Annotated in this window: 21 protein-coding genes and 2 pseudogenes; all 23 read left to right on the plus strand. The window is 39.4% G+C overall.

The genetic code is table 11. The features are described from left to right. Nucleotides 1-8 precede the first annotated feature (8 nt). Nucleotides 9-1,097 (plus strand): EpsG family protein, encoded by a 1,089-nt coding sequence (locus tag RM553_RS05500; RefSeq protein WP_311533956.1) that lies wholly within the window; start codon nt 9-11, stop codon nt 1,095-1,097. Further along, entirely contained in the window at nt 1,097-2,008 is a 912-nt protein-coding gene (locus tag RM553_RS05505; RefSeq protein ID WP_311533957.1) for a glycosyltransferase family 2 protein, read from the plus strand. The genes RM553_RS05500 and RM553_RS05505 overlap by 1 nt, the downstream gene beginning before the upstream one ends. Before the next feature lie 4 nt (nt 2,009-2,012). Further along, the gene (locus RM553_RS05510) at nt 2,013-3,203 is read left to right on the plus strand and encodes a glycosyltransferase family 4 protein (protein WP_311533958.1); all 1,191 of its coding nucleotides are present in this window, start codon (nt 2,013-2,015) and stop codon (nt 3,201-3,203) included. 23 nt (nt 3,204-3,226) lie between these two features. Further along, the gene (locus tag RM553_RS05515; protein WP_311533959.1) at nt 3,227-3,556 is read left to right on the plus strand and encodes a hypothetical protein; all 330 of its coding nucleotides are present in this window, start codon (nt 3,227-3,229) and stop codon (nt 3,554-3,556) included. Between the two features lie 308 nt (nt 3,557-3,864). Continuing rightward, complete coding sequence (locus tag RM553_RS05520; protein WP_311533960.1) at nt 3,865-4,158, plus strand: hypothetical protein; 294 nt, start codon at nt 3,865-3,867, stop codon at nt 4,156-4,158. 204 nt (nt 4,159-4,362) lie between these two features. Further along, nucleotides 4,363-5,553, plus strand: a complete 1,191-nt coding sequence (locus RM553_RS05525) for a glycosyltransferase family 4 protein (protein ID WP_311533961.1) — start codon at nt 4,363-4,365, stop codon at nt 5,551-5,553. A gap of 63 nt (nt 5,554-5,616) precedes the next feature. Then, nucleotides 5,617-6,687, plus strand: coding sequence for a hypothetical protein (locus RM553_RS05530; protein ID WP_311533962.1), 1,071 nt, complete (start codon nt 5,617-5,619; stop codon nt 6,685-6,687). A 187-nt stretch (nt 6,688-6,874) separates the two neighbouring features. After that, a complete protein-coding gene (locus RM553_RS05535) occupies nt 6,875-7,672 on the plus strand; it encodes a YjbH domain-containing protein (RefSeq protein ID WP_311533963.1) in 798 nt (265 codons plus the stop codon). Further along, nucleotides 7,653-8,795, plus strand: a complete 1,143-nt coding sequence (locus tag RM553_RS05540) for a YjbH domain-containing protein (protein ID WP_311533964.1) — start codon at nt 7,653-7,655, stop codon at nt 8,793-8,795. Before RM553_RS05535 ends, RM553_RS05540 begins: the two co-directional genes overlap by 20 nt. 116 nt (nt 8,796-8,911) lie before the next feature. Beyond that, nucleotides 8,912-9,703 carry a polysaccharide biosynthesis/export family protein gene (locus tag RM553_RS05545; protein WP_311533965.1) on the plus strand — a complete coding sequence of 264 codons (792 nt, stop codon included), beginning with the start codon at nt 8,912-8,914 and terminating at the stop codon, nt 9,701-9,703. 3 nt (nt 9,704-9,706) lie between these two features. After that, complete coding sequence (locus tag RM553_RS05550; protein WP_311533966.1) at nt 9,707-12,100, plus strand: GumC family protein; 2,394 nt, start codon at nt 9,707-9,709, stop codon at nt 12,098-12,100. Between the two features lie 983 nt (nt 12,101-13,083). Then, nucleotides 13,084-13,572, plus strand: coding sequence for a UpxY family transcription antiterminator (locus RM553_RS05555; protein ID WP_311533967.1), 489 nt, complete (start codon nt 13,084-13,086; stop codon nt 13,570-13,572). 93 nt (nt 13,573-13,665) lie between these two features. Beyond that, nucleotides 13,666-14,265, plus strand: coding sequence for an adenylyl-sulfate kinase (gene cysC / locus RM553_RS05560; RefSeq protein ID WP_311533968.1), 600 nt, complete (start codon nt 13,666-13,668; stop codon nt 14,263-14,265). Between the two features lie 34 nt (nt 14,266-14,299). Beyond that, complete coding sequence (locus RM553_RS05565; RefSeq protein ID WP_311533969.1) at nt 14,300-15,262, plus strand: UDP-glucuronic acid decarboxylase family protein; 963 nt, start codon at nt 14,300-14,302, stop codon at nt 15,260-15,262. Between the two features lie 117 nt (nt 15,263-15,379). Next, entirely contained in the window at nt 15,380-16,168 is a 789-nt protein-coding gene (cysQ, locus tag RM553_RS05570; RefSeq protein WP_311533970.1) for a 3'(2'),5'-bisphosphate nucleotidase CysQ, read from the plus strand. A 44-nt stretch (nt 16,169-16,212) separates the two neighbouring features. Continuing rightward, nucleotides 16,213-17,090, plus strand: a pseudogene (rfbA, locus tag RM553_RS05575) (glucose-1-phosphate thymidylyltransferase RfbA). Between the two features lie 348 nt (nt 17,091-17,438). Beyond that, nucleotides 17,439-17,966: pseudogene (locus RM553_RS05580) on the plus strand (dTDP-glucose 4,6-dehydratase); the annotation flags it as partial. Between the two features lie 357 nt (nt 17,967-18,323). Then, nucleotides 18,324-18,575 (plus strand): hypothetical protein, encoded by a 252-nt coding sequence (locus RM553_RS05585; protein ID WP_311533971.1) that lies wholly within the window; start codon nt 18,324-18,326, stop codon nt 18,573-18,575. Nucleotides 18,576-18,581: 6 nt separating this feature from the next. After that, nucleotides 18,582-19,622 (plus strand): mannose-1-phosphate guanylyltransferase, encoded by a 1,041-nt coding sequence (locus RM553_RS05590; RefSeq protein ID WP_311533972.1) that lies wholly within the window; start codon nt 18,582-18,584, stop codon nt 19,620-19,622. Between the two features lie 229 nt (nt 19,623-19,851). Next, a complete protein-coding gene (gene gmd, locus RM553_RS05595) occupies nt 19,852-20,967 on the plus strand; it encodes a GDP-mannose 4,6-dehydratase (protein ID WP_311533973.1) in 1,116 nt (371 codons plus the stop codon). A 99-nt stretch (nt 20,968-21,066) separates the two neighbouring features. Next, nucleotides 21,067-21,441, plus strand: a complete 375-nt coding sequence (locus RM553_RS05600) for a GxxExxY protein (RefSeq protein ID WP_311533974.1) — start codon at nt 21,067-21,069, stop codon at nt 21,439-21,441. Between the two features lie 64 nt (nt 21,442-21,505). Beyond that, nucleotides 21,506-22,456 (plus strand): GDP-L-fucose synthase family protein, encoded by a 951-nt coding sequence (locus tag RM553_RS05605; protein WP_311533975.1) that lies wholly within the window; start codon nt 21,506-21,508, stop codon nt 22,454-22,456. Nucleotides 22,457-22,522: 66 nt separating this feature from the next. After that, nucleotides 22,523-23,917, plus strand: a complete 1,395-nt coding sequence (locus RM553_RS05610; RefSeq protein WP_311533976.1) for a nucleotide sugar dehydrogenase — start codon at nt 22,523-22,525, stop codon at nt 23,915-23,917. Nucleotides 23,918-23,924 lie beyond the last annotated feature (7 nt).

Consider the following 23,924-nt stretch of genomic DNA (forward strand, 5'->3'; position numbering starts at 1 on the left):
ATAGTGAAGTGACAATAGATTTTATACCTATACAATTTTATACTTCGTTTTATTACTACACGATGTTAGCTGTTGTTCTATTCACAGTTTTACATACGCAGATAATAGCCATTGATAATTATTTAAATTTAAAATACATACGAACCACCGGAATAAGTCTGTTCCTTTTCGTTTTAGCATATATAGGCCTTCGTCCTATCGACGGAGTCTTTATTGACATGGTCACTTATGCTAAAATGTTTGAAAGATTTGAAAATTCACCAAATCTCTCAGTAGAGTACGATTTTCTCTTTTATTTTCTAATGTTCGGAGCTTCAAAGATAATGACGGTCCAGGCATTCTTTTTCCTTTGTGCAACTTTATATGTGGTTCCATTGTTCTTAGCCTGCAAAAAATGGTTTGCACAATACTGGTTCTACGGCTTTTTAATGCTCGTAATATCCTTTTCCTTTTGGGCTTACGGGACTAATGGTATTCGTAACGGAATAGCAACTTCTATATTTTTATTTGCAATTTCAAGAGAAAAACGACGGAATCAAATTGTTTGGCTTCTGGTTTCAATTGGGATGCATAAGTCTATGCTTTTACCAGCCTTTGGTTTTTTTACTACCCAGATAAATAATTCTTCAAGTATTTACCTAAAGTTTTGGTTGATCAGTATCCCTTTATCTCTATTTGCGGGATCTTTTCTTGAAACGGCGATAACCAATTTGGGATTTGGGGATGACCGTATGGGTATGTATTTGACAGATGATGATTTCGGATCTGGTTATAACAGGGGTTTCAGATGGGATTTTCTCCTCTATAGCGCCACAGGTGTTGTTGCAGGTTGGTATATGATATTCAAGAGAAACTTTAAAGATAAACTCTATTCTAGGCTGTTTAATATTTATCTTTTTGCAAATGGTTTTTGGATACTCATAATTACTGCAAGTTTCTCCAATAGGTTTGCTTATTTGTCCTGGTTTCTATTAGGTATAATTATAATTTACCCGCTTTTAAAGGGAGAAATATTCAAATCTCAGCACAAGAAAATAGGAGGAGTTATCCTTGGATATTTTCTCTTCACCTATATAATGAATGTTATTCTAATCTAATGGAAAAACTTACCGTATTCACAGCTACATACAATCGCGCATATTGTTTACCTCAATTATATCAAAGTCTGCAAAAACAGACCTCTAAAGACTTTATATGGTTAGTAATAGACGACGGTTCAGAGGACAACACAAAAAGTCTGGTCGAAAGTTGGATTGCCGAGAAGGATTTATCCATTGTTTACATATATCAGGAAAACAAGGGAATGTTAGGCGCCCATAATAAAGGATACGAAAATATCGACACTCCTCTTAGTGTCTGTATTGATTCTGATGATTTTATGCCTGACGATGGAGTAGAAAAAATAATAAACCTCTGGGATAGCCACGGAAGTAATGCTTACGCAGGAATGGTTGGATTGGATATTTTCAAGAACGGAGATGTCATTGGTACTAAATTCCCTAATAATCTGAAAAAAGCGACTTTCCAGGAATTGATAGATATACATAAAGTAAAAGGTGACAAAAAATATGTGTACCGGACGGAGGTGATAAGAAAATATTTACCATATCCTTTTTTTGAAGGAGAGAAATTTCCGGCTCAGGACTATGTTTACAGACAAATTGATCAGGACTATAAATTATTAGTCTTTAATGAGGTGTTTTGTGTCGTAGAATATCTTCCCGATGGAAATTCTAATAATAAAATAACCTCTTACCTTAAAAATCCTAATTCGTTTGCTTTCTATAGGCTTGATAGAATGAAGAAAGCACATTCCTTTTCTCTAAGATTTAAACAGGCTGTTCATTTTGTTTCCAGTAGTATTATAGCTAACAATAAAAATTTCTTTGGAGCTACAGAACATAAATACACAACAATGATGGCATTGCCATTTGGGTATCTCCTATCTCTTTATTTGAAAAACACTAAAAAGAAGGCGGGTTTTAATGTTCCAAACAAAAAAGTGTAAATATATGCCAAACAAAAAAATCTGTATTATTATAGGTTCAGCAATGAACCTGCACGGGTTGTATAGAGACCAGTTTAAATTTTTGAGAGCAAATGGGTATGAAATTACCGGACTTGCACCTGCCGGTGTAGAACATGAATGGCTTAGAGAACAGGGATTTAAAACCGAAATTATTCATTTAAAAAGAGAACCCTCTGTTTTTCATGACCTATACAGTCTACTTAAGTTAACCTGGTTTTTTATATTTAATCGATTTGACATAATAAATATCTCTACACCAAAAGCTTCTTTAATAGGCTCTCTTGCTGCTTACTTTTCTTTCCACAGAAATATTGTTTACAACCTTCGCGGCCGTGCATATGAAAGCACCACCGGGTTTACCCGCTTTTTTTATGAAAAAATTGAAAAATTGGTATGTACATTATCATTAATTGTTCTAAGCGATTCCAAGGAAATAAGAAAGGATGTAATAGAAAAAAATATTTGTAGAGCAGAAAAAATAGTAGTTTTCGGCTCTGGTTCTAGTAATGGGGTTGATTTAAAAAAGTTTAGGAAGACAGCTAAAACAAATGAAGAAAGGGTAAGCATTAGAAAAGACTTAGGGTTAAATGACCATGATATATTAATTCTTAATTCAGGGCGTTTAAGGAATGATAAGGGAATTAATGAACTTGTAAGGGCATTCAATTCCTTGTCTCAAAAGTATTCTCACATCCATTTGTTGCTACAAGGAAAATATGAAAATTTTGATCCATTAGAAGAAGACGTCCTTGCTTGTATAAAAAGCCATCCGAGAATTCATCAGGCAGGCTGGGTGAAGGATGTTCAAAATTATTTTGCAGCAGCCGATATTTTTGCCTTTCCATCTCATCGTGAAGGTTTCGGCAATGTCGCCATTGAAGCTTCAGCAATGGAATTACCAGTAGTTGCTTTTGACGTAGTTGGTTGCCGAGAAAGTATTAAAGCAAATGTTTCCGGTCTTCTTTGTGAGTATATCAATTACAAATCATTTGAAAGAGGCCTTGAAAAGCTAATTGATGATTCAGAGTTAAGAAACTCCATGGGTCAAAAAGGGAGAACTAGGGTAGAAAAGGAATTTGACTCTCAGAAGATTTGGCAGCAGTTACTAAATGTATATGATACCATTATCAAAGAAAAATTAAACCAAACAGAAGATCCTGCTTTAGAAAATTAATGTCAATAAAAAAACCAAGACAGATGAACAAATTAAACTTGCACTTCAAAAATAAAGAACATTTGACAGCTTTATTAAATGACACCACGTTTTCCTTAGAAATTCAATATCTCAATCCAGAAAGATTTGATGATTACAATTTAGAACTGATTGACCCCTCTGAATATCATCAGGAGTTAGATACAGAGGAAGTCATTCTTGGTAAATTTGCGCGAGCCATAAAACGCTTGATCTTTTCAAATTCGACCTATCCAATAGATTATCTGAATACGATTCTTGTTTATAGAAAAAATGGTCTGACACATAATAAACAGGTCATTATTGATTCTACTGATTTTAAATTAGATAATTAATTTTTATTATTTATATTAACATTACAGTACTTCTACCCTTTTATATAACCCATAAGAAGATAATTTTATCCGTCGCTACGCGATTGTTTAATTCATTAATCAAATTCGATGCTTCCATTCGTGCTGATGGCCTTCGTCAGTTCGAGTGATTCACAAAACCTGTTCTCGACACGTTTTTCACCGTTCTTCTTCTTGATACTTTTTAAAAAGCTCTCGCTTTTTTAAAACACTCGAAGTGACGAACGGCTCAAAAATACTGACGGTTTTGTGGAGTGTATCGAGAACACACCAACCAAAATCTTTCAATTATGAACATTCTTGATCAGGACCTTATCCTGGAATTGTTTCGTTCGAATTACGAAATTTTCCTTGGCTGCTTATTCCTGGGGACCTTTGTAGTAACCTATTATCTTATTCCCAAAGTCCTATGGGTAAGTAAAGAGAAAAAACTTACTGCCGCAGTTGTCGGTCGTAGTTCCCATACGGTGGAAACACCTTCCTTTGGAGGAGTGGCCTTTTTTTTTCACTCATTTTCGTGCTTGAGTTTAATACAAAGTATTCGACTGAGTTATGTAAGAAACCATCACCATGGGAAGGAATGAATGATTAGGAACCGATTAAAGAACCTAAAGCTATACCTGGACGAAGTAATGGTCGGGGAATGGAAACAGGGAGGGAATATCCCGCTTTGGGATGGAAAAACAGCAGAAAGAAAAATTAAAATTTTATTGAACATATATTAATTGCTTACCACAACCAATCTCCCTGCAGATCAGGTTAACTACTAACCCGATAAATTAACAAAAATGAATATTTTAGATCAAAAGGTTTTACTGGAACTTTTCCGGGGCTATACCTTATTCTTTACATTTGGAACATTTTTACTGGCTTTCTGTTTAACCTGGTATTTTATACCAAAAGTACTTTGGGTAACCAAAGAAAAGCAACTGGTAAAAGAAATTAATCATCGCAGTTCACATAGGATAGAGGTTCCATCTTTTGGAGGAGTTGCTTTTTTCCTGGTGTTGATCCTGATCATCAGTATCCTGCAAAGTCTACGTACTTCCTATACCGGGAATCATCTCATTATAGGTCTCACCTTTTTATTTATGGCTGGTTTAAAAGATGACCTGGTAATATCAACGGCAAGGTTAAAATTTATAAGTCAGGTCTTTGCAGCGGGATTCATCATTTTTTCACCGGAATTACTTTTAAATGATCTTCATGGTTTTTTGGGAATTCATGAAATTCCTTTATGGCTTGGTTATGGATTAAAACTGCTGATTGTAATAGCTCTTATTAACGCTTACAACCTTATAGATGGGATAGATGGGCTGGCCGGGATTGCCGGCATTGTGATTTGTTCTTCTTTTGCAGTAATATTTCATCTTATAGGAGAGCCCTATTTTGTACTCCTAAGCGTTACGGTGGTAGGAGTGCTGGCAGGATTTTTAAGATATAATTTTTCCCGGGGGCATCGAAAGATTTTTATGGGGGATGGAGGTTCATTAACCATAGGCTTTTTGATCGCTTTTTTAAGCCTTAAAATATTAGTAAGAAATGAATCTCCACTTTTACTGGATGAAGGTTTTATGCCGGAGAATCGTGTACTGTTTGTACTGGCAATTTTATTTTTACCAGTATATGATACTTTAAGAGTGATTATTTTGCGTTTGCTGGACGGGAAAAGTCCCTTTGAGGCAGATCGTAATCACCTGCATCATGTATTGCTGGATAATAAACTAAGCCATAAACAGGCTAGTCTGGTGTTGGGTGCAATAAATATTCTTATTATTGTCGCTTTTATATTTTTAAGCAAAATATTCGAGAGCCTGAGTTTAAGTTTTATTATGCTTTTAATTTTTCTGGGCATAGCCGTTATATTCGAAATTCTCAAGAAGAACAGGAAGTTAAAAGTTATAGTTTCAAAAAGAAACCGGGATGGAATTAGAGTGCAACTTCGGGGGCTTATAAGAAATACCAACTTCTTCTCTTAAGTCGCTTTAATAAAGGTTTTATTTATTCAATTTTAATATTTACCAATTTAATTAATCAATCTTATGAAAATCAATTTTTTAAGTTCAGCCGGAAGGCCCGGTCTTTATGTTAGTCTTGCATTGGCAGGTCTGCTATTTGTTAACTGTAGTAAGGACGACGATACCCCTCCTACTTACGACTTTGAAGATCAATTTGAAGATCTTGAAGAGCTGGAAACCGTAGAGGATGAAGATCCCGAAATTACCGAACCCGATACCGGCGGAATAGAGGAATCTGAAAAAACTACGGCTATTGTCGCAGACCTTGGAGACGGTTCGGGAGATGTAAGCGCTGAAACTCAGGCGAGCCTTGATGCAGTAGAAAATTTTAGTGCCGGTTTTTCTACCGAAGCTAAAGCTGAAGCAGATGCTTTAGATGCTAACAGGGCAGAAGAGATCCTGAATATGACTGGCCTGGAAGGTGATTTAGCTGCAGTAGCTACAAGTCTTGAAGATGCTCCTGCAGAAGTTCTTGAATTACTACCATCTGTAGATTTTGGTGCCGATTTAGAAACTTTTTCTGTGTTTAACGAATCTGTATTAAAAGGTTTTGAAGGAGATTTTTCTACTAAAAATACGTTTAGCCAGTCACAACAGTCTGGTCCTTGTTTTGAAGCTGCCCAGGAAGCTTATGATGAAGCTATGGCACCGGCAATTACTAAACGTCAGGAAAATATTGCTACTATCGAGGCCAATTACCAAAGAAGGCTTGGTGAGGCTGAAGCTCGTACTACTTCAAGGCAGGCAAATGTGGACACTGCTTACGATACATATTTCAACTCTTTGCTAAGCGGGGCAACAAATCTGATAAATTATGCTGATTCCATTGAAGGTGATTCACCTGCTCTTGCATCTAATATCAGGTCTTTCGCTTTAATCTATTTAGTACAGGCAAGCTCAAATTTAACCAGATGGTATAATGCGGCTTCTCAAAAGTTAGAAGATAAAGAAGCGGTTGAAAAGCAAACTGCTGAAGGTTTAAGAGATACCAGAACTGCTGAAGTAGAAGCTAAATTCGCCGCAATTAAGGCTACAGCTGATGCTAAATTAACAGCTGCTAGCAATAACTGTCATAATCAGGGATCTGGAAGCTAGTTTAAAAGCCTAATTATAAAGGAGTTGTTTCCGGTTTGGTCTAATAGTTTCAAAGAGAAGCTGAAACCATATTGCCTTGCGGTAGCCAGTTTCAGCTTAGTAATCGTACTAATTCATAAGCCCGGGAAACAACTCTTTTTTATACAATTTCACTTCTCACTTCTCACTTCTCAGTACTTAAAAGTACATGCGTTTAAAAATAATTCTTTTTCTTTCCATTATATATTTCCCGAAAGATGTGACCTCCCAGGTCAATATCATGGGAAAGTCAGGGTACATCAATACCCCCTCAGCAGAATGGTTTGAGGATAAACCGCTGGGTTTTTCATATGCGCTTATGCCTGGAAATTATAGTGTATTCGGCAATGAATTTACCGATGTCCAGTTTTACAACGCAAGAGCTTCTATAACCTCATTTTTTGAAGTCAATCTTAGCATAGCCCATCGCCCTGCCCGGGCAAAAATCAATAAACTTGGTATAGGAGACCGTCAACTGGATTTTGGATTTCGGCTTCTAAAGGAAAAAAAATACTGGCCGGCTATAGTATTGGGATGGACCCCGCCGGGCTCGGCCGCACCTTATCTTGCCCATGATTATCTGGCGCTCACAAAAAATTTTAAGACGGGTTTTGGGGATTTTAGCCTTACTACCGGCTATGGTTCTCCTTATGTCTTTCTGAAAAAAAATGATTCGAATTCTTTTCTGGATTTTCATATTGAAAAGAAAACAGAAACCAGGCTAAATGCCAATTATCTTACCGGAGTTTTTGCCGGCTTTTCTTATCAACCTGTTCAATGGGGAGGTGCAATGGCTGAATATGATTCAAATACCCTAAACGCTGGTGTTTTTATCCAGCCCTGGGACTGGCTTAATCTTCAGGGATATACTTACGAGGGAAAGGAATGGGCTTTTAGTGCCGCATTAAATTTTTCACTGGACTTTTTACCTAAAACTTTAAGAAGCTATGAGAAATTCAGGTATTAGTCTGTTGTTCATTTTTCTCGGTTTAAGTCTGAAGGCCCAGGAGATAAAGAAAACTCTTTGGAAGCAAGGTTTCGAAAACCTAATTATTCAGGATAAATCAGATAGCCTGAAGCTGTTTTTTGAACACAGGGAATTCCGAAACCCGTATCATAGCATGTTCTTCGCAGGGATGATCCTCGAAGATCAAGATGATCTAGAGAAAAATGATATTAAATGGATCCCGCTCTATCATAACCAGCACGTAGGTGTTTATGATGCTGAGACTTATAAATTCCATTCCCTGGATGCAGAAGAAAAGAATTTTTTTGCTAAAAATAATAATGTTTTTAGAAACTACCGTTTTAATTTTAGATTACATCCCGAAGTAGTTTCCCGTTACGGTTATTATGAAGATCCTTTTGAAACCAAGTTTAATGTTTTGCTGGATACCCGGCTTTACCTGGCTCCGGGCCTGAGCCTGCAAACGGGAATCAGCATTCCAATTGTGAATAGTCTGGATAATCAAGGCATGAAATTACGGGCGGCCCCCAGTATGCTGCATTATTTTACCCAGCCCTGGAATTCTCATTTTTTTAGCCTGAGTGCAGGAACTTTTTATAATGATCGCTATGGTTTTGATCTGGAATACAGGTATGCACGTTTGGCTTCTACATGGAGTTTTGGTTTTGCCGGCGGAGTGACGGGATTTTATAGGCTGTATGGTCTGGAATATTATTCTGAGTCTATGGATAACCTATATGGAGTAGCCGATGTAGAATGGAGAACCGGAATAGAGAATACGAGCCTTAAATTAAGTATTGGTCAGTTTTTGTATAAGGATAAAGGAGCTCGCTTAGACCTGATAAAACAATTTGAAGCTGCAGAAATAGGACTGTTCGCAGCCGGAACCGATATTGGGGTAACGGGTGGTTTTCAGTTCGCTTTTTCCCTATTTCCGGGTAAGATCCTTCGCAGTAAAAAGCTCGAGCTAAGAACTACAGAAGAATTCAGATGGGAATATACCTATAATAATGAGGATCCTGTAGCAAGACAGTTCAGGATTGGGATGCCCCGGCTGGCAAATATGTTGAGGAATTATAATGAGGCCTGGATTAAACATTTGTCAAGGAACAATAATCAGTAAGCAGGTGTCAGTTATCAATTGATTTCAGCTAACTATAAAGCATTTATAAAACGTTAAAAAATTGTGAATTTCTTCTATAAGAATCTTATATTCGCAGCCAATTTATAATGATGAAAATGAAGCGACCCCAAATCGTAATAGCCTTACAGGTAGTCTTTTGTATGTGTATTCTAAGTTCCTGTGTTTCCCGAAAAGAGATTGTATATTTCCAGGGACTGGAACAGGCTGGTGAACGCCTGGAAATGAACAAGGATAAAAGTTTAAAGATAAAGCCTAATGATTTGCTTACCATTGTTGTTTCTGCACCGGAGCAGGCAGCGGCAATGCCATTTAATCTTCCTGTAATGGGTATGCCAGAAAAGGGAGATAGTGGATTTTCTGTTACCGGTCGTCAACAACTTCAAACCTACCTGGTGGATGCAGAAGGAAATATTGAATTTCCTATTTTGGGAACAGTGAATGTTAGCGGGCTAAGCAGGCAGGATCTTCAGGAAAAATTAAAATCTGAAATCCGGGAATATGTTCAGGAGCCAATCGTAAATATTCGTCTGGTTAATTTTCAGGTGAGTGTTTTAGGGGAAGTGAATCGTCCGGGAACCTTTGAAATTCGTGATGAATATTTAACCCTTCCTAAAGCTTTGGGACTGGCAGGTGATCTTAGTATTTATGGAAAGCGGAATAACGTCCTTGTAATGCGTGAAGATCAGGGCAAAAAAACCTATAAATATCTTGATTTAACAGATCCGGGAATTGTGGACTCTCCATTTTATAATCTTCAGCAAAATGATGTAGTCTATGTAGAACCAAATAGGGCACAAAGGCAATCTGCCAGCTATAATAGGAATGCAGGAGTCTATATTTCTATCGCTTCTGTATTGGTCTCTTTAGTAGTTTTAATTACCAATTAAGTTATGTCACAACAACAACATACAACAGGCAGGCCTCAGGAAGAAGAAATAAATTTACGAGAGGAGCTTGAGAAATATTTAAAGTATTGGCCATGGTTTGTTCTGGGGGTGATTATATGTGTAGCCGCCGCCTTTGCCTATCTAAAATTTAGTATTCCCACGTATAGCACTACAGCAAGCATTATTATAAAGGATGAAGATAGCAAGAGTCCTTCTTCTGAAATGGCTGCTTTTGCAGATCTGGGTTTGCTAAATGGGATGGGAACAAACTCAATAGAAAATGAAATAGGGATTCTTAAATCCCGAAGGATGATGGCGAATGTTACCAGGGCTCTGGATCTTAATATTCGTTATTTTGAAGATGTCGGCATTAAGACTATTGAATTATATTCTAAAAGTCCGTTTATAGTACAGGTGTTAAAGATTGATGAGGAGCTTCTTTCTGAAATAGATCCTGAAGTAGGAACTACCTTTAGGATTGAAAAAGCAGGGAAGGATTTTCAGCTAAAAAATATAAATACAGCAAAGGTCGATAAAACCGATGCAGGAAGGGCAATAAATCTTGGATTTGCTGAAGTACTTGTTCAAAAGAATGAACTAAGCGATTACGAAGATTACGAGGAGATCCTGGTTAATTTCTCAACAATAGATGCAACGGCCTCTAACTACCGCGAGAAGCTACAGATTAATCTGACCGATAAGAATTCTACTTTAATAGAACTGGGGCTGGAAGATCAGGTTCGTGAAAAAGCACGAGATGTACTGGATCAGTTGGTGATGGAATATAATCGGGAAGCCATAGAAGATAAAAATCTGGTAGCAAGGAATACAGCTAAATTTATTGATGAAAGACTTTCTATTATCAATGAAGAACTCGACTCTGTAGAAACAGGGAAAGAAGAATTTAAGGAGTCTAACAGTCTTACTGATATTGAAGCCGAATCATCCATTATTATTGAGAATGCAAGTGAATATAATAAGCGGCAGGCTGAAGTTGGAACACAATTGGAGCTGGCTAATGCGATGATTTCTTATATTAATAACGATGAAGAAAACGGCTTATTACCTTCTAATCTCGGCATCCAGGAGGAAGGAGTGAACCAGAGTATCATTAAATTCAATGAACTGGTACTGGAGCGCAATCGTATTTTGAGCGGAAGTACAGCTAAAAATCCTCTTGTAATCAGATTAAATTCTCAGATCGAACAGATCAAGGCGAATGTACTTCAAAGTCTGGAGCGCATGAGGTCAAATCTAAGGATCGCTCAAAAAGATTTGGATAGACAGAGTGCGGTGATAGGCTCTAAAATCGCAGCTGTACCCTCAAAGGAAAGGGAATACAGAGGGATTGAACGCCAGCAGAATATTAAGGAAGCTTTATACCTATTCCTTTTGCAGAAAAGGGAAGAGAATTCTCTTTCTCTTGCCGTAACTGCGCCTAAAGCTAAAATTGTTGATCGTGCCTACAGTTCTAAGGCACCGGTTTCTCCAAAACCAAAGATTATCTTACTGGCCGCTTTAATCCTGGGAATAATGATCCCGTTCCTGATAATCTATATCAGGAATCTGCTTAACAATAAAATACGGAACCGTGCAGATATTGAACGGGCGGCGAAAGAAATACCGATTGTGGGAGAGGTGCCAAAAGTTGCAAAAAATCAAAAGGATATTATTGAGAAAAGTGACCGAAGCATTCTGGCCGAAGCGTTCCGCATATTACATACCAACCTGCAATATTTACTGGTTAACAGCAGCGATAAAAAAACGGGAATAAAGATCTTTATTACTTCTACGGTAAAAGGAGAAGGAAAAACTTTCACCGCCTTTAACCTTGCCATGACTCTTGCCAATAGCGGTAAGAAGGTGGTTGTGGTAGGGGGTGACCTTAGAAATCCGCAATTACAGAGATATGAGACTCAAACAAAAAATATGTTAGGAGTTAGTGACTTTCTGGTCAATGGTCAAAATAGTCTTGAAAGCCTCATTAAACCTTCTAAACTCCATTCAAACTTGTTTCTGCTGGCCTCAGGCAGCATTCCGCCTAACCCGGCAGAATTATGGAGACAGGATAAGACAGCTACATTATTTATTGAGCTGGAATCTAAATTTGATTATGTGATTGTGGATACCGCGCCCTCTATGCTTGTAGCAGATACCTTTCTTATTAATAAATATGCAGATCTTACCTTATATATGATTAGAGCCGGTTATACAGAGAAGAAGCTTCAGGAATTCGCGCTTGATGCGAAAAGAGATGGAAAACTGCATGATGTTGGATTCGTATTAAATGATGTTGAGTTATCAAATTTTGGTTATGGTAATAAGTATGGTTATTCCTATGGTGCTGAGGAAGAAGGTTTCTGGAGTAAACTAAAGAATAAGGCAGCTTTTTGGTAGGCAACGGATTAAAATCAAAAACTTGGCGATCACATTATAGAATATTTATTAGGACCCGGTTTTCACAATTGGAATTTTTCACCACTTTTTCTTGCCTGTTTTGTAAATAAAAATTTAAGAAAATGTTAAAGGTGTCTAATTCGGGGGCACTCCAAAAAGCCTCCCCTGGAAAGCCCAGTAGCTAAGGCTTTTGCCAATACTCGCGTACTCCCACCTCGAGTACTTTTTGCAAATTAAATAAAATCAAAACCCCGTAAATTTCACTGTTTACGGGTTTTTTCATTTTTGGCTGTATCAAATAAAATCAATTGGAATCAAATAAAAGGTGTCTAATTCGGTGGCACTTTGATTATACCCGAATATCTTGGTGAAGAACATTTTAAGGGAGAAAAGGTTACAGGAACATTTTTTTCTTCCAATTGGTGTCCCATACATAAATATTGCGGCTTTTTTTACTATCCTTATCCACTTTATCAAATCTGATTTAGGACTATATTGTGAACAAAATTTTTATTTCTGAAGTATGGTGTTGGAAATCCTGTTTCTGTTTAGATATTTGCTTTCATTTGTTTATTACGAACATCAAATCTAATGTCCATATTCCTGCTTTTTATGCTCTCCTTTCAGGGTTTAAATAAGGCATGTGCCAAAAAACAGTTCGATTAGCTCCAGCGATATTTCAGATCTTTTCCTCGATGAGGGGAACTGGCTATGGGTAGCTACCCTTGGTGGCGGACACAATCTCTACAATCCCTGAACCGGATAAATTTAACGTTTTAAATCTTCTGTAGATCCTGGCACAATAGCCTCAAATCATTTTAATCCCATCTCAAGTTGCCAATACCTGCTCATGTCCACTTTTAAGGATGCCTGCGTGTGGTGCTCAAATTCAAGGCCTTTCCCAAACTACTTTACTGCTTTAAATTTAAAATTTGTAGCTTTATAATCTTAATAACCTCCGGTGCCCTACCCGGATTGATAATATGTTAAAGACAATCATGAAGTGGTACGTGTTGTATACCAGGCCAAAATGGGAATTGAAGGTAGATAAGGCTTTGCGGAAGCTAAAGGTGGAAACCTACTGTCCAACCCACACCGAAGTAAGGCAGTGGAGTGACCGTAAAAAGAAAATTACCTCCCCTCTTTTTAAGTCTTACATATTCGTGCGCCTTCATGACAAGGATCGTTCTGTGGTATTTGATGCGCCTGGAGTGGTAAGATATCTTTTTTGGCTGGGCAAACCTGCTGTGGTAAGGGATGAAGAAATTAAGACTCTGAGGAACTGGCTGGAAAACGATGAGGTGGATGCGGTTAAGGTCGAAAAATATTCTGTAGGGGACACCGTAAAAATTTCCCAGGGGGCGCTAAAAGACCAGGAGGCGAATATCGCTGAAATAGGGAAAAAGAAAATGCGCCTGTTCCTTCCGGCTATAGGTTGCCTTGTGACGGCAAAAATTTCTGATGTGGTATAATTTCCAGGGAATATTATTTCCAATCTTACCATATTGGCAGCTTAAGCTTTCCGGAATTCCTATATTTGAGATCAATTCATAATTTTTTAGAATATGAAGAATCTTTTCCTGGAAGAAGAGGCGCTAAGTCGGGAAGAAAAAATAAATCTGAAGGGACATAAACCCACAGTGGTATGGTTTACCGGCCTTTCGGGCGCGGGAAAATCCACTCTTGCCAAACTTCTGGAGAAAGAGCTTTTTAAAAGAAGTGTTCACACCTGTCTCCTGGACGGGGATAATATTAGAAGTGGCCTGAACTGCAATTTACATTTTACTGAAGAAGACAGGACGGAGAACCTAAGGAGAGTGGCAGAAGTGGCCAAACTCTTTTTGGAAAGCGGGATCGTGGTGATTTCAGCCTTTATTACTCCTTTAGCGAGTGACCGGCAATTAATAAAAGATATTGTTGGGGAAGAAAATTTCCTGGAGATTTTTGTATCCACTTCCCTGGAAGAATGTGAAAAAAGGGATGTAAAAGGTTTATATCAAAAAGCCAGGGCTGGGGAAATTACCAATTTCACGGGGATCTCTGCGCCTTATGAAAAACCTGTTGCTCCAGATGTGGAGGTTTCGACAGAAGATTCTGCCCTGGAGGTTGAGATAACAAAAATCCTGGAAATTGTAGAGTCCCGGATTAATACCGGCTGGAACTAAACTCAGCTATCTAAAAGCAAAAAGATAAAATCAATTGGAAAGAAAAAAGATACTAATAACAGGAGGAGCCGGTTTTGTGGGCTCGCATTTATGTAAAAGGCTCCTGCAAGAAGGCAATGAAGTCATCTGCCTGGATAACTACTTTACCGGTAGCAAAAAAAATATTGTCGAACTGCTGGATAATCCATATTTCGAAATGGTAAGGCATGATATCACCCAGCCCTATTTTGCCGAGGTGGATGAGATTTATAACCTCGCCTGTCCTGCCTCTCCGGTGCATTACCAGTACAACGCCATTAAAACGATAAAAACTTCGGTGATGGGCGCCATCAATACTCTTGGTTTGGCAAAAAGGGTAAAAGCAAAGATCCTGCAGGCCAGTACCAGCGAGGTATACGGCGATCCTGAGGTACATCCGCAACCCGAAAGTTACTGGGGCAATGTAAACCCTATAGGCCAGCGCTCCTGTTATGATGAAGGGAAGCGATGTGCCGAAACCTTGTTCATGGATTATCATTTGCAAAATAATGTGAATATTAAAATTATCAGGATCTTTAATACCTACGGTCCAAATATGAATCCTGATGATGGCCGGGTGGTTTCCAACTTTATTGTCCAGGCCTTAAAAGGAAATGATATCACTGTTTTTGGGGACGGCAAACAAACCCGTAGCTTTCAGTATGTAGATGACCTGGTGGAAGGAACTATAAGAATGATGAATAGCCGGGACGGATTTACAGGGCCCGTAAACCTGGGGAACCCGGGGGAATTTACCATGCTGGAACTGGCAGATAAAATTATAGAGCTCACGGGCTCCAAATCCAGGATAGTACACCTGGATCTGCCAAAAGATGATCCTACTCAGCGCAAGCCGGTAATCGATTTGGCAAAAAAGGAGTTGAATGGCTGGGAGCCGCAGGTTGCCTTAGAAGATGGCCTGGTAAAAACAATTGCTTATTTTGAGGACTTACTCAGGTTGGAGAAAAATTTAATCTGAAAAGTTTTGCCACCGGGGCAAGGGTACGCCCGGACCCTCGGGAAAAAACTCTGTGGAGGTTTTGAAAAAACACCTCCTTCAACTTAAAATATTAGAACTTTTGAAGAGAACTTAAATATGGATCCACTATTAGAAACCGCAATAAGGGCTTCGGTTGAAGCAGGAAAAAAGATCCTTGAAGTATATGAGCAGGAAGATTTCGGGATTCAGCAAAAAACAGATAATTCCCCCCTTACAAAAGCCGATATGGCCGCGCATAATACCATTACGTCCTTTCTTGACAAAACGGGAATCCCAGTGCTTTCTGAAGAAGGAAAACATGCTCCTTATGCCGAACGCAAAAAATGGCCACGTCTCTGGATTGTAGATCCTCTGGACGGTACTAAAGAGTTTATAAAGAGGAACGGGGAGTTTACGGTTAACATCGCCCTGATAGAGGATCTGAAGCCAATCCTGGGGGTAATTTATGTTCCTGTGCTAAAGCAGCTTTATTTTGCAGAAAAGGAAACCGGGTCTTTTATGGTTGAGGATATTTCTGAAACAACCAATATAGAAGAAATAACTTCTGAAGCTAAAAAATTACCAATAGCAGTAGAGAATAAAGAATACACTGTGGTCGCCAGTAAATCACATCTTTCCGCTGAAACTGAAGAGTATATCAGTTCCCTTAAGAAAATGCATGGCGAGGTAAAAGTGGTTTCCAAAGGCAGTTCTCTTAAGTTGTGCATGGTGGCTGAAGCTAAGGCCGATGTTTATCCGCGTTTTGGGCCTACTATGGAGTGGGATACTGCTGCCGGCCATGCTATTTGTACCTTTGCCGGAAAAACGTTGACTGATTATGAATCCGGCGAAGAAATGCTATATAACAGGGAGGAGTTAAAGAATGGCTGGTTCCTGGTAAAATAAATTTTTAAACAGCTAATCGCTTTTAAGCTTAGAGTAAACAGGAGATGAAAGGAATAATTTTAGCAGGCGGTTCCGGCACCCGTCTTTATCCGGTTACCAAAGGGGTTTCAAAACAACTTTTAAATATTTATGATAAACCTATGATCTACTATCCCCTGTCTGCATTAATGCTTGCGGGGATAAGGGATATCCTGGTTATTTCCACCCCTGGAGATCTGCCTAACTTCAAAAACTGCTGGGAGATGGTGCCGGTCTCGGCATAAACTTTCAGAATAAGGTACAACCCAGCCCGGATGGCCTTGCCCAGGCTTTTATAATTGGAGAGGAATTTATTGGAGATGATGATGTATGCCTGGTGCTGGGAGATAATATTTTCTACGGACATGGCTTTAGCGGCCTGCTGAAACAATCCCGGCAACACGTAGAGACGGAGCGGAAAGCCACCGTTTTCGGCTATTATGTTAATGACCCGGAAAGATATGGCGTGGCCGAATTTGATAAGAATGGCAATGTGATTAGCATTGAAGAAAAACCAAAGCAGCCAAAAAGCAATTACGCAGTTTCGGGCTTATATTTTTATCCGAATTCTGTGGTGGAGATCGCGAAGCAGGTTAGGCCGAGTAAGCGGGGAGAGCTGGAAATTACTTCAGTAAATGTAGAATATTTAAGACAGGGCAATCTTAAAGTAGAACTCATGGGCCGCAGATACGCCTGGCTGGATACCGGGACGCATGAATCTATGCTGGAAGCTTCTAATTTCATACACACAATAGAAAAAAGACAGGGTTTAAAGGTGGCCTGTATAGAAGAGATCGCTTACGAAAAAGGCTATATTAATAAAGAAGATTTAAAAGCCTTAGCCATGCCTTTAAGGAAAAATGGCTATGGAAAATACCTGCTGGATAGGATTAAAAGAAAATAAAATTGTCCGGGTTTTTGTAACCTAATAACTTTAATGTTTAAGCTGAAAATTTTACAGTTACAGAAAGTGATCCTCTGGCTTAAGGCCTGAAGATTAAAACAGGTAGTTCGGTGTTATTAGAAAATAAGGAATCTAAAGGCTAAAGCTCCTGGGGCTAACAAGTCCTGAGGGGAAGACGCGGCTTTTAAGCAACTGCCGCTCTTTTCAGGTTATTTCTGTAAAAATTATCTTTGCAGGGCAGGAACCTGTTATTAAGTTCCTTAAGAAATGTTGAGAACGGCCATTTTCACAGCGGGATTAATTAATTATATAATAGGAGGAAGTAGAATTCTGAGGTAATTAAAAGCTATGTCAAAAAAAAGAAACATTCTGGTAACCGGTGGGGCCGGCTTTATAGGTTCTAATTTTATACCCTGTTTTCTGGAATCTAATCCCGTGCTGAATGTTATTAACCTGGACCTGCTTACCTATGCAGGGGATGAGGCCAATCTAGCAGAGGTGAAGGATAATGACAGGTACATGTTTGTAAAAGGAAATATCTGTGACCGGAAGCTGGTAGAAGATCTTTTTCGGGCGCATGACATTTCGGGGGTGGTTCATCTTGCTGCGGAATCCCATGTTGATAATTCCATTCAAAACCCGGGGGTATTTATAGAAACCAACGTGCGCGGCACGTTTTGCCTGTTGGATGTGGCTTATAAATACTGGATGAAGGGGCCATTTAAATATAAAGAAGGCTATGAAAATAGCCGGTTTCTTCATGTCTCTACAGATGAGGTTTTTGGCAGCCTTGGAGAAACAGGCTTTTTTACAGAAGAAACAGCTTATGCGCCAAATTCTCCCTATTCTGCCAGCAAAGCCGGGTCTGATATGATCTCCGTTTGTCCGTTTAAGTTAGCATTTGTCTGCTAAGTTAAATCTCCATTCTGATTTCACCACCTGATTGGAACCTGATATCGATTTTTCGCTTTAAAACTCCAACGGCTTAACTATCAGCTCAGTACTTCGTAGGATTTTTCTTTCTACTTTTGAAATACAGATGAAATTTTTTATTTCTAAATCCTAATATTCTCCGTTTAAGTGTCTTTTATTCAATCTTCAAAAAAATAAAAAACATTCATTTTTAGAAGCTGTCGCTGTCTTTTTCTTTAAAAAACTCTTCAAAAATTTAATATTTGAAAATCTCAAATTAAGAAATCTTTAATTCTTAAAATTTTCTAAAAATTTTTAGCCATGTTAGTTAAAAAAATTAACAAGAAAGCATTGACAGGAATACAAAAAATTATAGTTTTGTCCGCTCAAAGAAGCACAGGGATTATTTTTTCCACAAAGGAAGTAAAGGCCGGTTTCTTAAAAAAATATAAAAATTTTTCTGTGAGAGCCCAATGGGACTTGCAGCGGCGAAGCCATGAAAAGCGCTTTGCAGGTAATAGATTAAAAGCTTGCATTTTTTTGCCAACCCTACTCGGCAGAAGTAAAACTTAACCTACAATGTCTTCAGTAATTCACGTCCTGCTCACAGGCGGGGTTGGGAGCAGGCTATGGCCTCTCTCCAGGCATTCACGGCCTAAACAATACCTAAACATTTTTTCTGAAAACACAGCGGGTGCCGGTGCTGAAAAGCATGGGCAATCCCGGAACCTGTTTGAACTGGCAATAGAGCGAAATGCTGCTCTTTCAGATCGGCTTATGGTTGTTGGAAACCAGGGCAACCGGCAGTTATCTGAAGATAGTCTTTATAAGTTAAAACTTACAGATTATACCGATGTTGTGGAAGCTGCCCCTCGTAATACCGCTGCGGCAATTGCTTTTGCTGCCTTCGCTTCGGCTAAGGAGGATGTTTTGCTGGTCACCCCGGCAGATCATATTATTAAAGATGGTCCGGGGTATTCAGGTGCCATTAAAGAAGCCATAAAACTTGCGCACAGGGATGTTTTAGTCACTTTTGGAGTGGCTCCAAACAGGCCCGAATCCGGTTATGGCTATATAGAGCATAAAGGCCAGGATGTTATTTCCTTCAGGGAAAAGCCCAGTGTGGAAACCGCCAGGGACTTTTTGAGACAGGGGAATTTTTTGTGGAATAGCGGGATGTTTTGTTTTAAGGCAGGGGTTTTTCTTGAGGAGTTAAAGGAACTTAGCCCTGTACTTTTTGAGAAGGCCAAACTGGCCTGGCAGCAAAATAAAGAAGGTAAATTGCCTCTGGAAGCTTCTATGGAAATTCCTTCGGTAAGTGTGGATTATGCCGTGATGGAAAAGAGTGATAAGATTAAGGTAATTAAAGCGGAGTTTGAATGGAGTGATATGGGCAGTTTTGAAGCGGTGTATGATTACCTGAAGGAGCAGGGCCACCCGGTGGATGTCAATGGTAATATGGTGTTAGGTTCAGATCGCCATACCGCCTTTGTGGGGCTGGGGAACTGTATTCTTGTTTCTACCAAAGATGCCCAGCTGGTATTGTCCAAAGCCGAATCGCAGAAGGTAAAGGATGTGTATGTGGAGTTAGAAAAAAATAGTCCGGATTTAATCCATTAGAAATGGAAAATATTTTCCTGCCTTAACTGCATAAAAATTTAGCCAAAACCGGTGATCTGTTGCCCCCGGTTTGCCCCAACTCTGGAGTAGAAAACAGTCGCCGGCCTGGCTATTTGTAGCAATGCGGGAAAAGAGATTAGATTGTAAAACCAAAGAAGAAATGTTTTATAACCGGAATCAAAATTTAAAAACTGCTTATCGCTTACAGCTTTAAGCCTATAGCTTTAAAATGAAAAAAGTAGCATTAATCACCGGGGTGACCGGTCAGGATGGAGCCTATTTAAGTGAATTTCTTCTTAAGAAAGGCTACATTGTACACGGGCTTAAAAGAAGGGCCTCTTTGTTTAATACAGACAGGATCGATCATCTGTACCAGGATCCCCATGAAGAAAACAGGAACTTTATTCTTCATTACGGGGACATGACCGATAGTACCAATCTTATCCGTCTTATCCAGGAGATACAGCCGGACGAGATCTATAACCTCGCGGCGATGAGTCATGTGCATGTTTCTTTTGAAACCCCGGAATATACCGGGAATGCCGATGGCCTTGGGACTTTGCGTATCCTGGATGCGGTAAGGTTGCTCGGGCTTGAGAAGAAGACCAGGATCTATCAGGCTTCCACTTCCGAGTTATATGGGAAAGTACAGGAAGTGCCACAAACCGAAACCACTCCTTTCTATCCTCGCAGCCCTTATGCGGTTGCCAAGATGTATGCCTACTGGATCACGGTAAATTATCGTGAAGCTTATGGCATGTATGCCTGCAACGGGATTTTGTTTAACCATGAATCTCCACTAAGGGGCGAAACATTCGTTACCAGGAAGATCACTCGTGCCGCGGCAAGAATTGCACTAGGTTTGCAGGATAAATTCTATCTCGGGAATCTTGATGCCCAAAGGGATTGGGGCCATGCCAAAGACTATGTTCGTATGATGTGGATGATCCTTCAGGCTGAAGAAGCTGAAGACTGGGTGATCGCCACCGGGAAAACCACTCCCGTCCGGGATTTCGTAAGAATGGCTTTTGCTGAAGTGGGAATTGAACTGGAGTTTAAAGGTGAAGGCGTAGAGGAAAAAGCTTATGTGAAATCCTGCAGCAATCCGGACTTCCAGTTAGAGGAAGGTAAAGAAGTATTAGCTGTAGATCCACAATATTTCCGTCCCACCGAAGTAGACTTACTAATAGGGGATGCTTCCAAAGCCAGGAACAAACTCGGCTGGGTTCCGGAATACGATCTAAAGGACCTGGTCAAAGATATGATGTCTAGTGATGTGGAATTGATGAGAAAGGATCAGCATTTAAAAGAAGGTGGTTATAAAATCCTAAACTACTTCGAATAGTAAGGCTTAAACACAGAGAGCACAGAGGAATGCACAGAGGTCACAGATAAAAACTCGGCGCAACTCTGGGCCTAACTCAGTGAACACCGTGGTTAGATAATGCAGCACATAAATAAAATAACAGAACAGATCCTAAAATGTGCTTTCAAGGTACATTCTGAATTAGGTCCTGGTTTATTAGAAAGTGCTTACGAAGAATGCCTCTGTTACGAGTTGAAACAATCCGGTTTAAGTGTTGAAAAACAAAAAACTTTACCTCTTGTTTATCATGAAGTCAAGCTTAACGCAGGATATCGTATTGACATCTTAGTAGAAGGTTCGGTTGTGGTTGAGATAAAATCTGTGGAAACCTTAAATGATGTGCACACTGCACAAGTGCTGACATATTTGAAGCTATCCAGGTGTAAAATTGGATTGCTTCTTAATTTCAATGTTGCCTCTTTAAAAAATGGAATTAAAAGATTAATAAAATAACCCAAAGCAACCTCTGTGGCACTCTGTGCCGAACTCCGAGGAACTCAGTGGTTGACTATCTAATATGAACAAGAACATCAAGATATACATCGCCGGACACAAAGGAATGGTAGGTTCAGCCATCTGGCGCAAGTTGGAGGCTGAAGGATATACCAACCTTATAGGCAAAGCTTCAAAGGAGCTGGATCTTCGCGATCAGCAGGCTGTAAAGAGATTTTTTGCTGAAGAAAAGCCTGAAGTGGTCATAGATGCGGCGGCCAGGGTTGGTGGAATTCTTGCCAACAATGATTACCCCTACCAGTTCCTGATGGAAAATCTTCAGATCCAGAATAACCTCATTGATGAAGCCCACAAAACGGGGGTAGAAAAATTTATTTTTCTGGGCAGCTCCTGTATCTACCCTAAACTGGCTCCCCAGCCTTTAAAAGAGGAGTACCTGCTTACCGACAGCCTGGAAGCTACTAACCAGTGGTATGCCATAGCCAAGATCGCCGGGGTTAAAGCCTGTGAAGCATTAAGAAAACAGTTCGGGAAAGATTATATAAGCCTGATGCCTACTAATCTTTACGGGACACATGATAATTTTGACCTGAAGACTTCCCATGTGCTTCCGGCCATGATCAGGAAGTTCCACGATGCAAAGGAGAACGCTCATGTGCCTGTAGAACTGTGGGGTTCAGGCACGCCTATGAGGGAATTCTTATTTGTGGATGACCTTGCAGATGCCGTGTATTTTGGCCTCAATAATAAATTAGCAGATAACCTGTATAATATAGGAACGGGAACAGATCTTACGATAAAGGAACTGGCAGAACTTATACAAAAAACCGTAGGGCACAAGGGGGAGATTATCTGGGACAGCAGTAAGCCGGACGGCACCCCGCGTAAACTGATGAACGTGGATAAAATGAAAAATGCCGGCTGGCAAGCCTCAACCACCCTGGAAGAAGGAATAAAGAAAACTTACCAGTGGTTCCTGCAAAATAACGGGAAATATAAACAGGTAAAATTATAAACATTTAGTATGGAGGCTTTAGGTAATTAGCTTTACGCTTAACGCTTAGAGCTTATAGCTTTAAAAATGAAGATTAAAAATATTTGTTGCATAGGAGCAGGATACGTAGGTGGCCCCACCATGGCGGTTATTGCTCAAAAGAACCCGCACATTAACGTTACTGTGGTTGACATTAACGAAAAACGCATCGCAGCCTGGAATGATGAGGATGTGGAGAATATTCCAATCTATGAACCCGGTTTATCTGCAGTGGTAAAGGAAGCCAGGGGCACGAACCTGTTTTTCTCTACAGATGTTGATGCTGCTATAGATAAGGCCGATATGATCTTTATCTCAGTAAATACTCCAACCAAAACCTATGGGGTTGGTAAGGGAATGGCTGCAGATCTAAAGTACATTGAACTTTGTGCTAGGCAGATCGCTGAGGTGGCCAAGGATAATAAGATTATCGTAGAAAAATCAACCTTGCCGGTAAGAACTGCCGAGGCTTTAAAGAGCATTCTTGATAATACCGGGAATGGAGTAAATTTCCAGATCCTATCCAATCCGGAATTCCTTGCAGAAGGAACTGCAGTGGAAGACCTATTAGATCCGGATAGGGTTTTAATAGGAGGAAATGTGAATACTGAAGCAGGAAGAGAAGCCATGCAAGCTTTAGTGGATGTTTATGCTCAATGGGTGCCTCAAGAACAAATTCTGACGACTAATGTCTGGTCTTCGGAATTATCAAAATTAACTGCAAATGCATTTCTAGCCCAGCGTGTCTCAAGCATCAATGCCATGAGTGAGCTTTGTGAACATACGGGGGCTGATATCAATGAGATATCCAAGGCGATAGGAATGGATTCACGTATTGGTCCAAAATTCTTGCAAGCTTCTATTGGTTTCGGTGGAAGTTGTTTCCAAAAGGACATTCTTAACCTGATTTATATTGCTAAATCGTACGGCTTAAACGAGGTAGCTGATTACTGGGAGCAAGTGATCATCATGAATAATCATCAAAAAAGAAGATTTGCAGAGAAAATTGTCAAAACATTATTCAATACCGTTTCAGGTAAAAAGATTGCTCTTTTTGGCTGGGCCTTTAAAAAGGATACCAACGACACTCGTGAATCAGCTGCGATCTATGTAGCAGATTATCTTTTAAATGAGCAGGCAGAGATCGTAGTTTACGATCCTAAGGTATCCGAAGAGCAAATCTATTCTGACCTGAATTACTTAGGAACAAGAAGCGAACAGGAAAATAGAAAGTTGGTTACTGTAGTAAGGGATCCTTATCAAGTTTGTGAAGAAGCTCACGCAGTGGCAATATTAACAGAGTGGGTTGAATTTAAAGAATTGAACTGGCAGAGTATTTATGATAATATGTTAAAGCCTGCATTCTTTTTTGATGGAAGAAAATTACTCAATAAAAGAAAAATGGAAGATTTAGGTTTTAATTTTTATATGATAGGAGAATAGTTAGTTG

Source organism: Autumnicola tepida (assembly GCF_031846485.1).
Lineage (GTDB): Bacteria > Bacteroidota > Bacteroidia > Flavobacteriales > Flavobacteriaceae > Autumnicola > Autumnicola tepida.

What these genes read in the sequence shown, in the direction of transcription:
- RM553_RS05505 (WP_311533957.1), top strand. Translation starts at nt 1,097, where the DNA reads ATGGAAAAACTTACCGTATTCACAGCTACATACAATCGCGCATATTGT.
- RM553_RS05610 (WP_311533976.1), top strand. Translation starts at nt 22,523, where the DNA reads ATGAAGATTAAAAATATTTGTTGCATAGGAGCAGGATACGTAGGTGGC.
- RM553_RS05510 (WP_311533958.1), top strand. Translation starts at nt 2,013, where the DNA reads ATGCCAAACAAAAAAATCTGTATTATTATAGGTTCAGCAATGAACCTG.
- RM553_RS05535 (WP_311533963.1), top strand. Translation starts at nt 6,875, where the DNA reads ATGCGTTTAAAAATAATTCTTTTTCTTTCCATTATATATTTCCCGAAA.
- RM553_RS05585 (WP_311533971.1), top strand. Translation starts at nt 18,324, where the DNA reads ATGTTAGTTAAAAAAATTAACAAGAAAGCATTGACAGGAATACAAAAA.
- RM553_RS05590 (WP_311533972.1), top strand. Translation starts at nt 18,582, where the DNA reads ATGTCTTCAGTAATTCACGTCCTGCTCACAGGCGGGGTTGGGAGCAGG.
- RM553_RS05520 (WP_311533960.1), top strand. Translation starts at nt 3,865, where the DNA reads ATGAACATTCTTGATCAGGACCTTATCCTGGAATTGTTTCGTTCGAAT.
- cysC (WP_311533968.1), top strand. Translation starts at nt 13,666, where the DNA reads ATGAAGAATCTTTTCCTGGAAGAAGAGGCGCTAAGTCGGGAAGAAAAA.
- RM553_RS05545 (WP_311533965.1), top strand. Translation starts at nt 8,912, where the DNA reads ATGAAGCGACCCCAAATCGTAATAGCCTTACAGGTAGTCTTTTGTATG.
- RM553_RS05530 (WP_311533962.1), top strand. Translation starts at nt 5,617, where the DNA reads ATGAAAATCAATTTTTTAAGTTCAGCCGGAAGGCCCGGTCTTTATGTT.
- RM553_RS05525 (WP_311533961.1), top strand. Translation starts at nt 4,363, where the DNA reads ATGAATATTTTAGATCAAAAGGTTTTACTGGAACTTTTCCGGGGCTAT.
- gmd (WP_311533973.1), top strand. Translation starts at nt 19,852, where the DNA reads ATGAAAAAAGTAGCATTAATCACCGGGGTGACCGGTCAGGATGGAGCC.
- cysQ (WP_311533970.1), top strand. Translation starts at nt 15,380, where the DNA reads ATGGATCCACTATTAGAAACCGCAATAAGGGCTTCGGTTGAAGCAGGA.
- RM553_RS05605 (WP_311533975.1), top strand. Translation starts at nt 21,506, where the DNA reads ATGAACAAGAACATCAAGATATACATCGCCGGACACAAAGGAATGGTA.
- RM553_RS05550 (WP_311533966.1), top strand. Translation starts at nt 9,707, where the DNA reads ATGTCACAACAACAACATACAACAGGCAGGCCTCAGGAAGAAGAAATA.
- RM553_RS05600 (WP_311533974.1), top strand. Translation starts at nt 21,067, where the DNA reads ATGCAGCACATAAATAAAATAACAGAACAGATCCTAAAATGTGCTTTC.
- RM553_RS05540 (WP_311533964.1), top strand. Translation starts at nt 7,653, where the DNA reads ATGAGAAATTCAGGTATTAGTCTGTTGTTCATTTTTCTCGGTTTAAGT.
- RM553_RS05555 (WP_311533967.1), top strand. Translation starts at nt 13,084, where the DNA reads ATGTTAAAGACAATCATGAAGTGGTACGTGTTGTATACCAGGCCAAAA.
- RM553_RS05515 (WP_311533959.1), top strand. Translation starts at nt 3,227, where the DNA reads ATGAACAAATTAAACTTGCACTTCAAAAATAAAGAACATTTGACAGCT.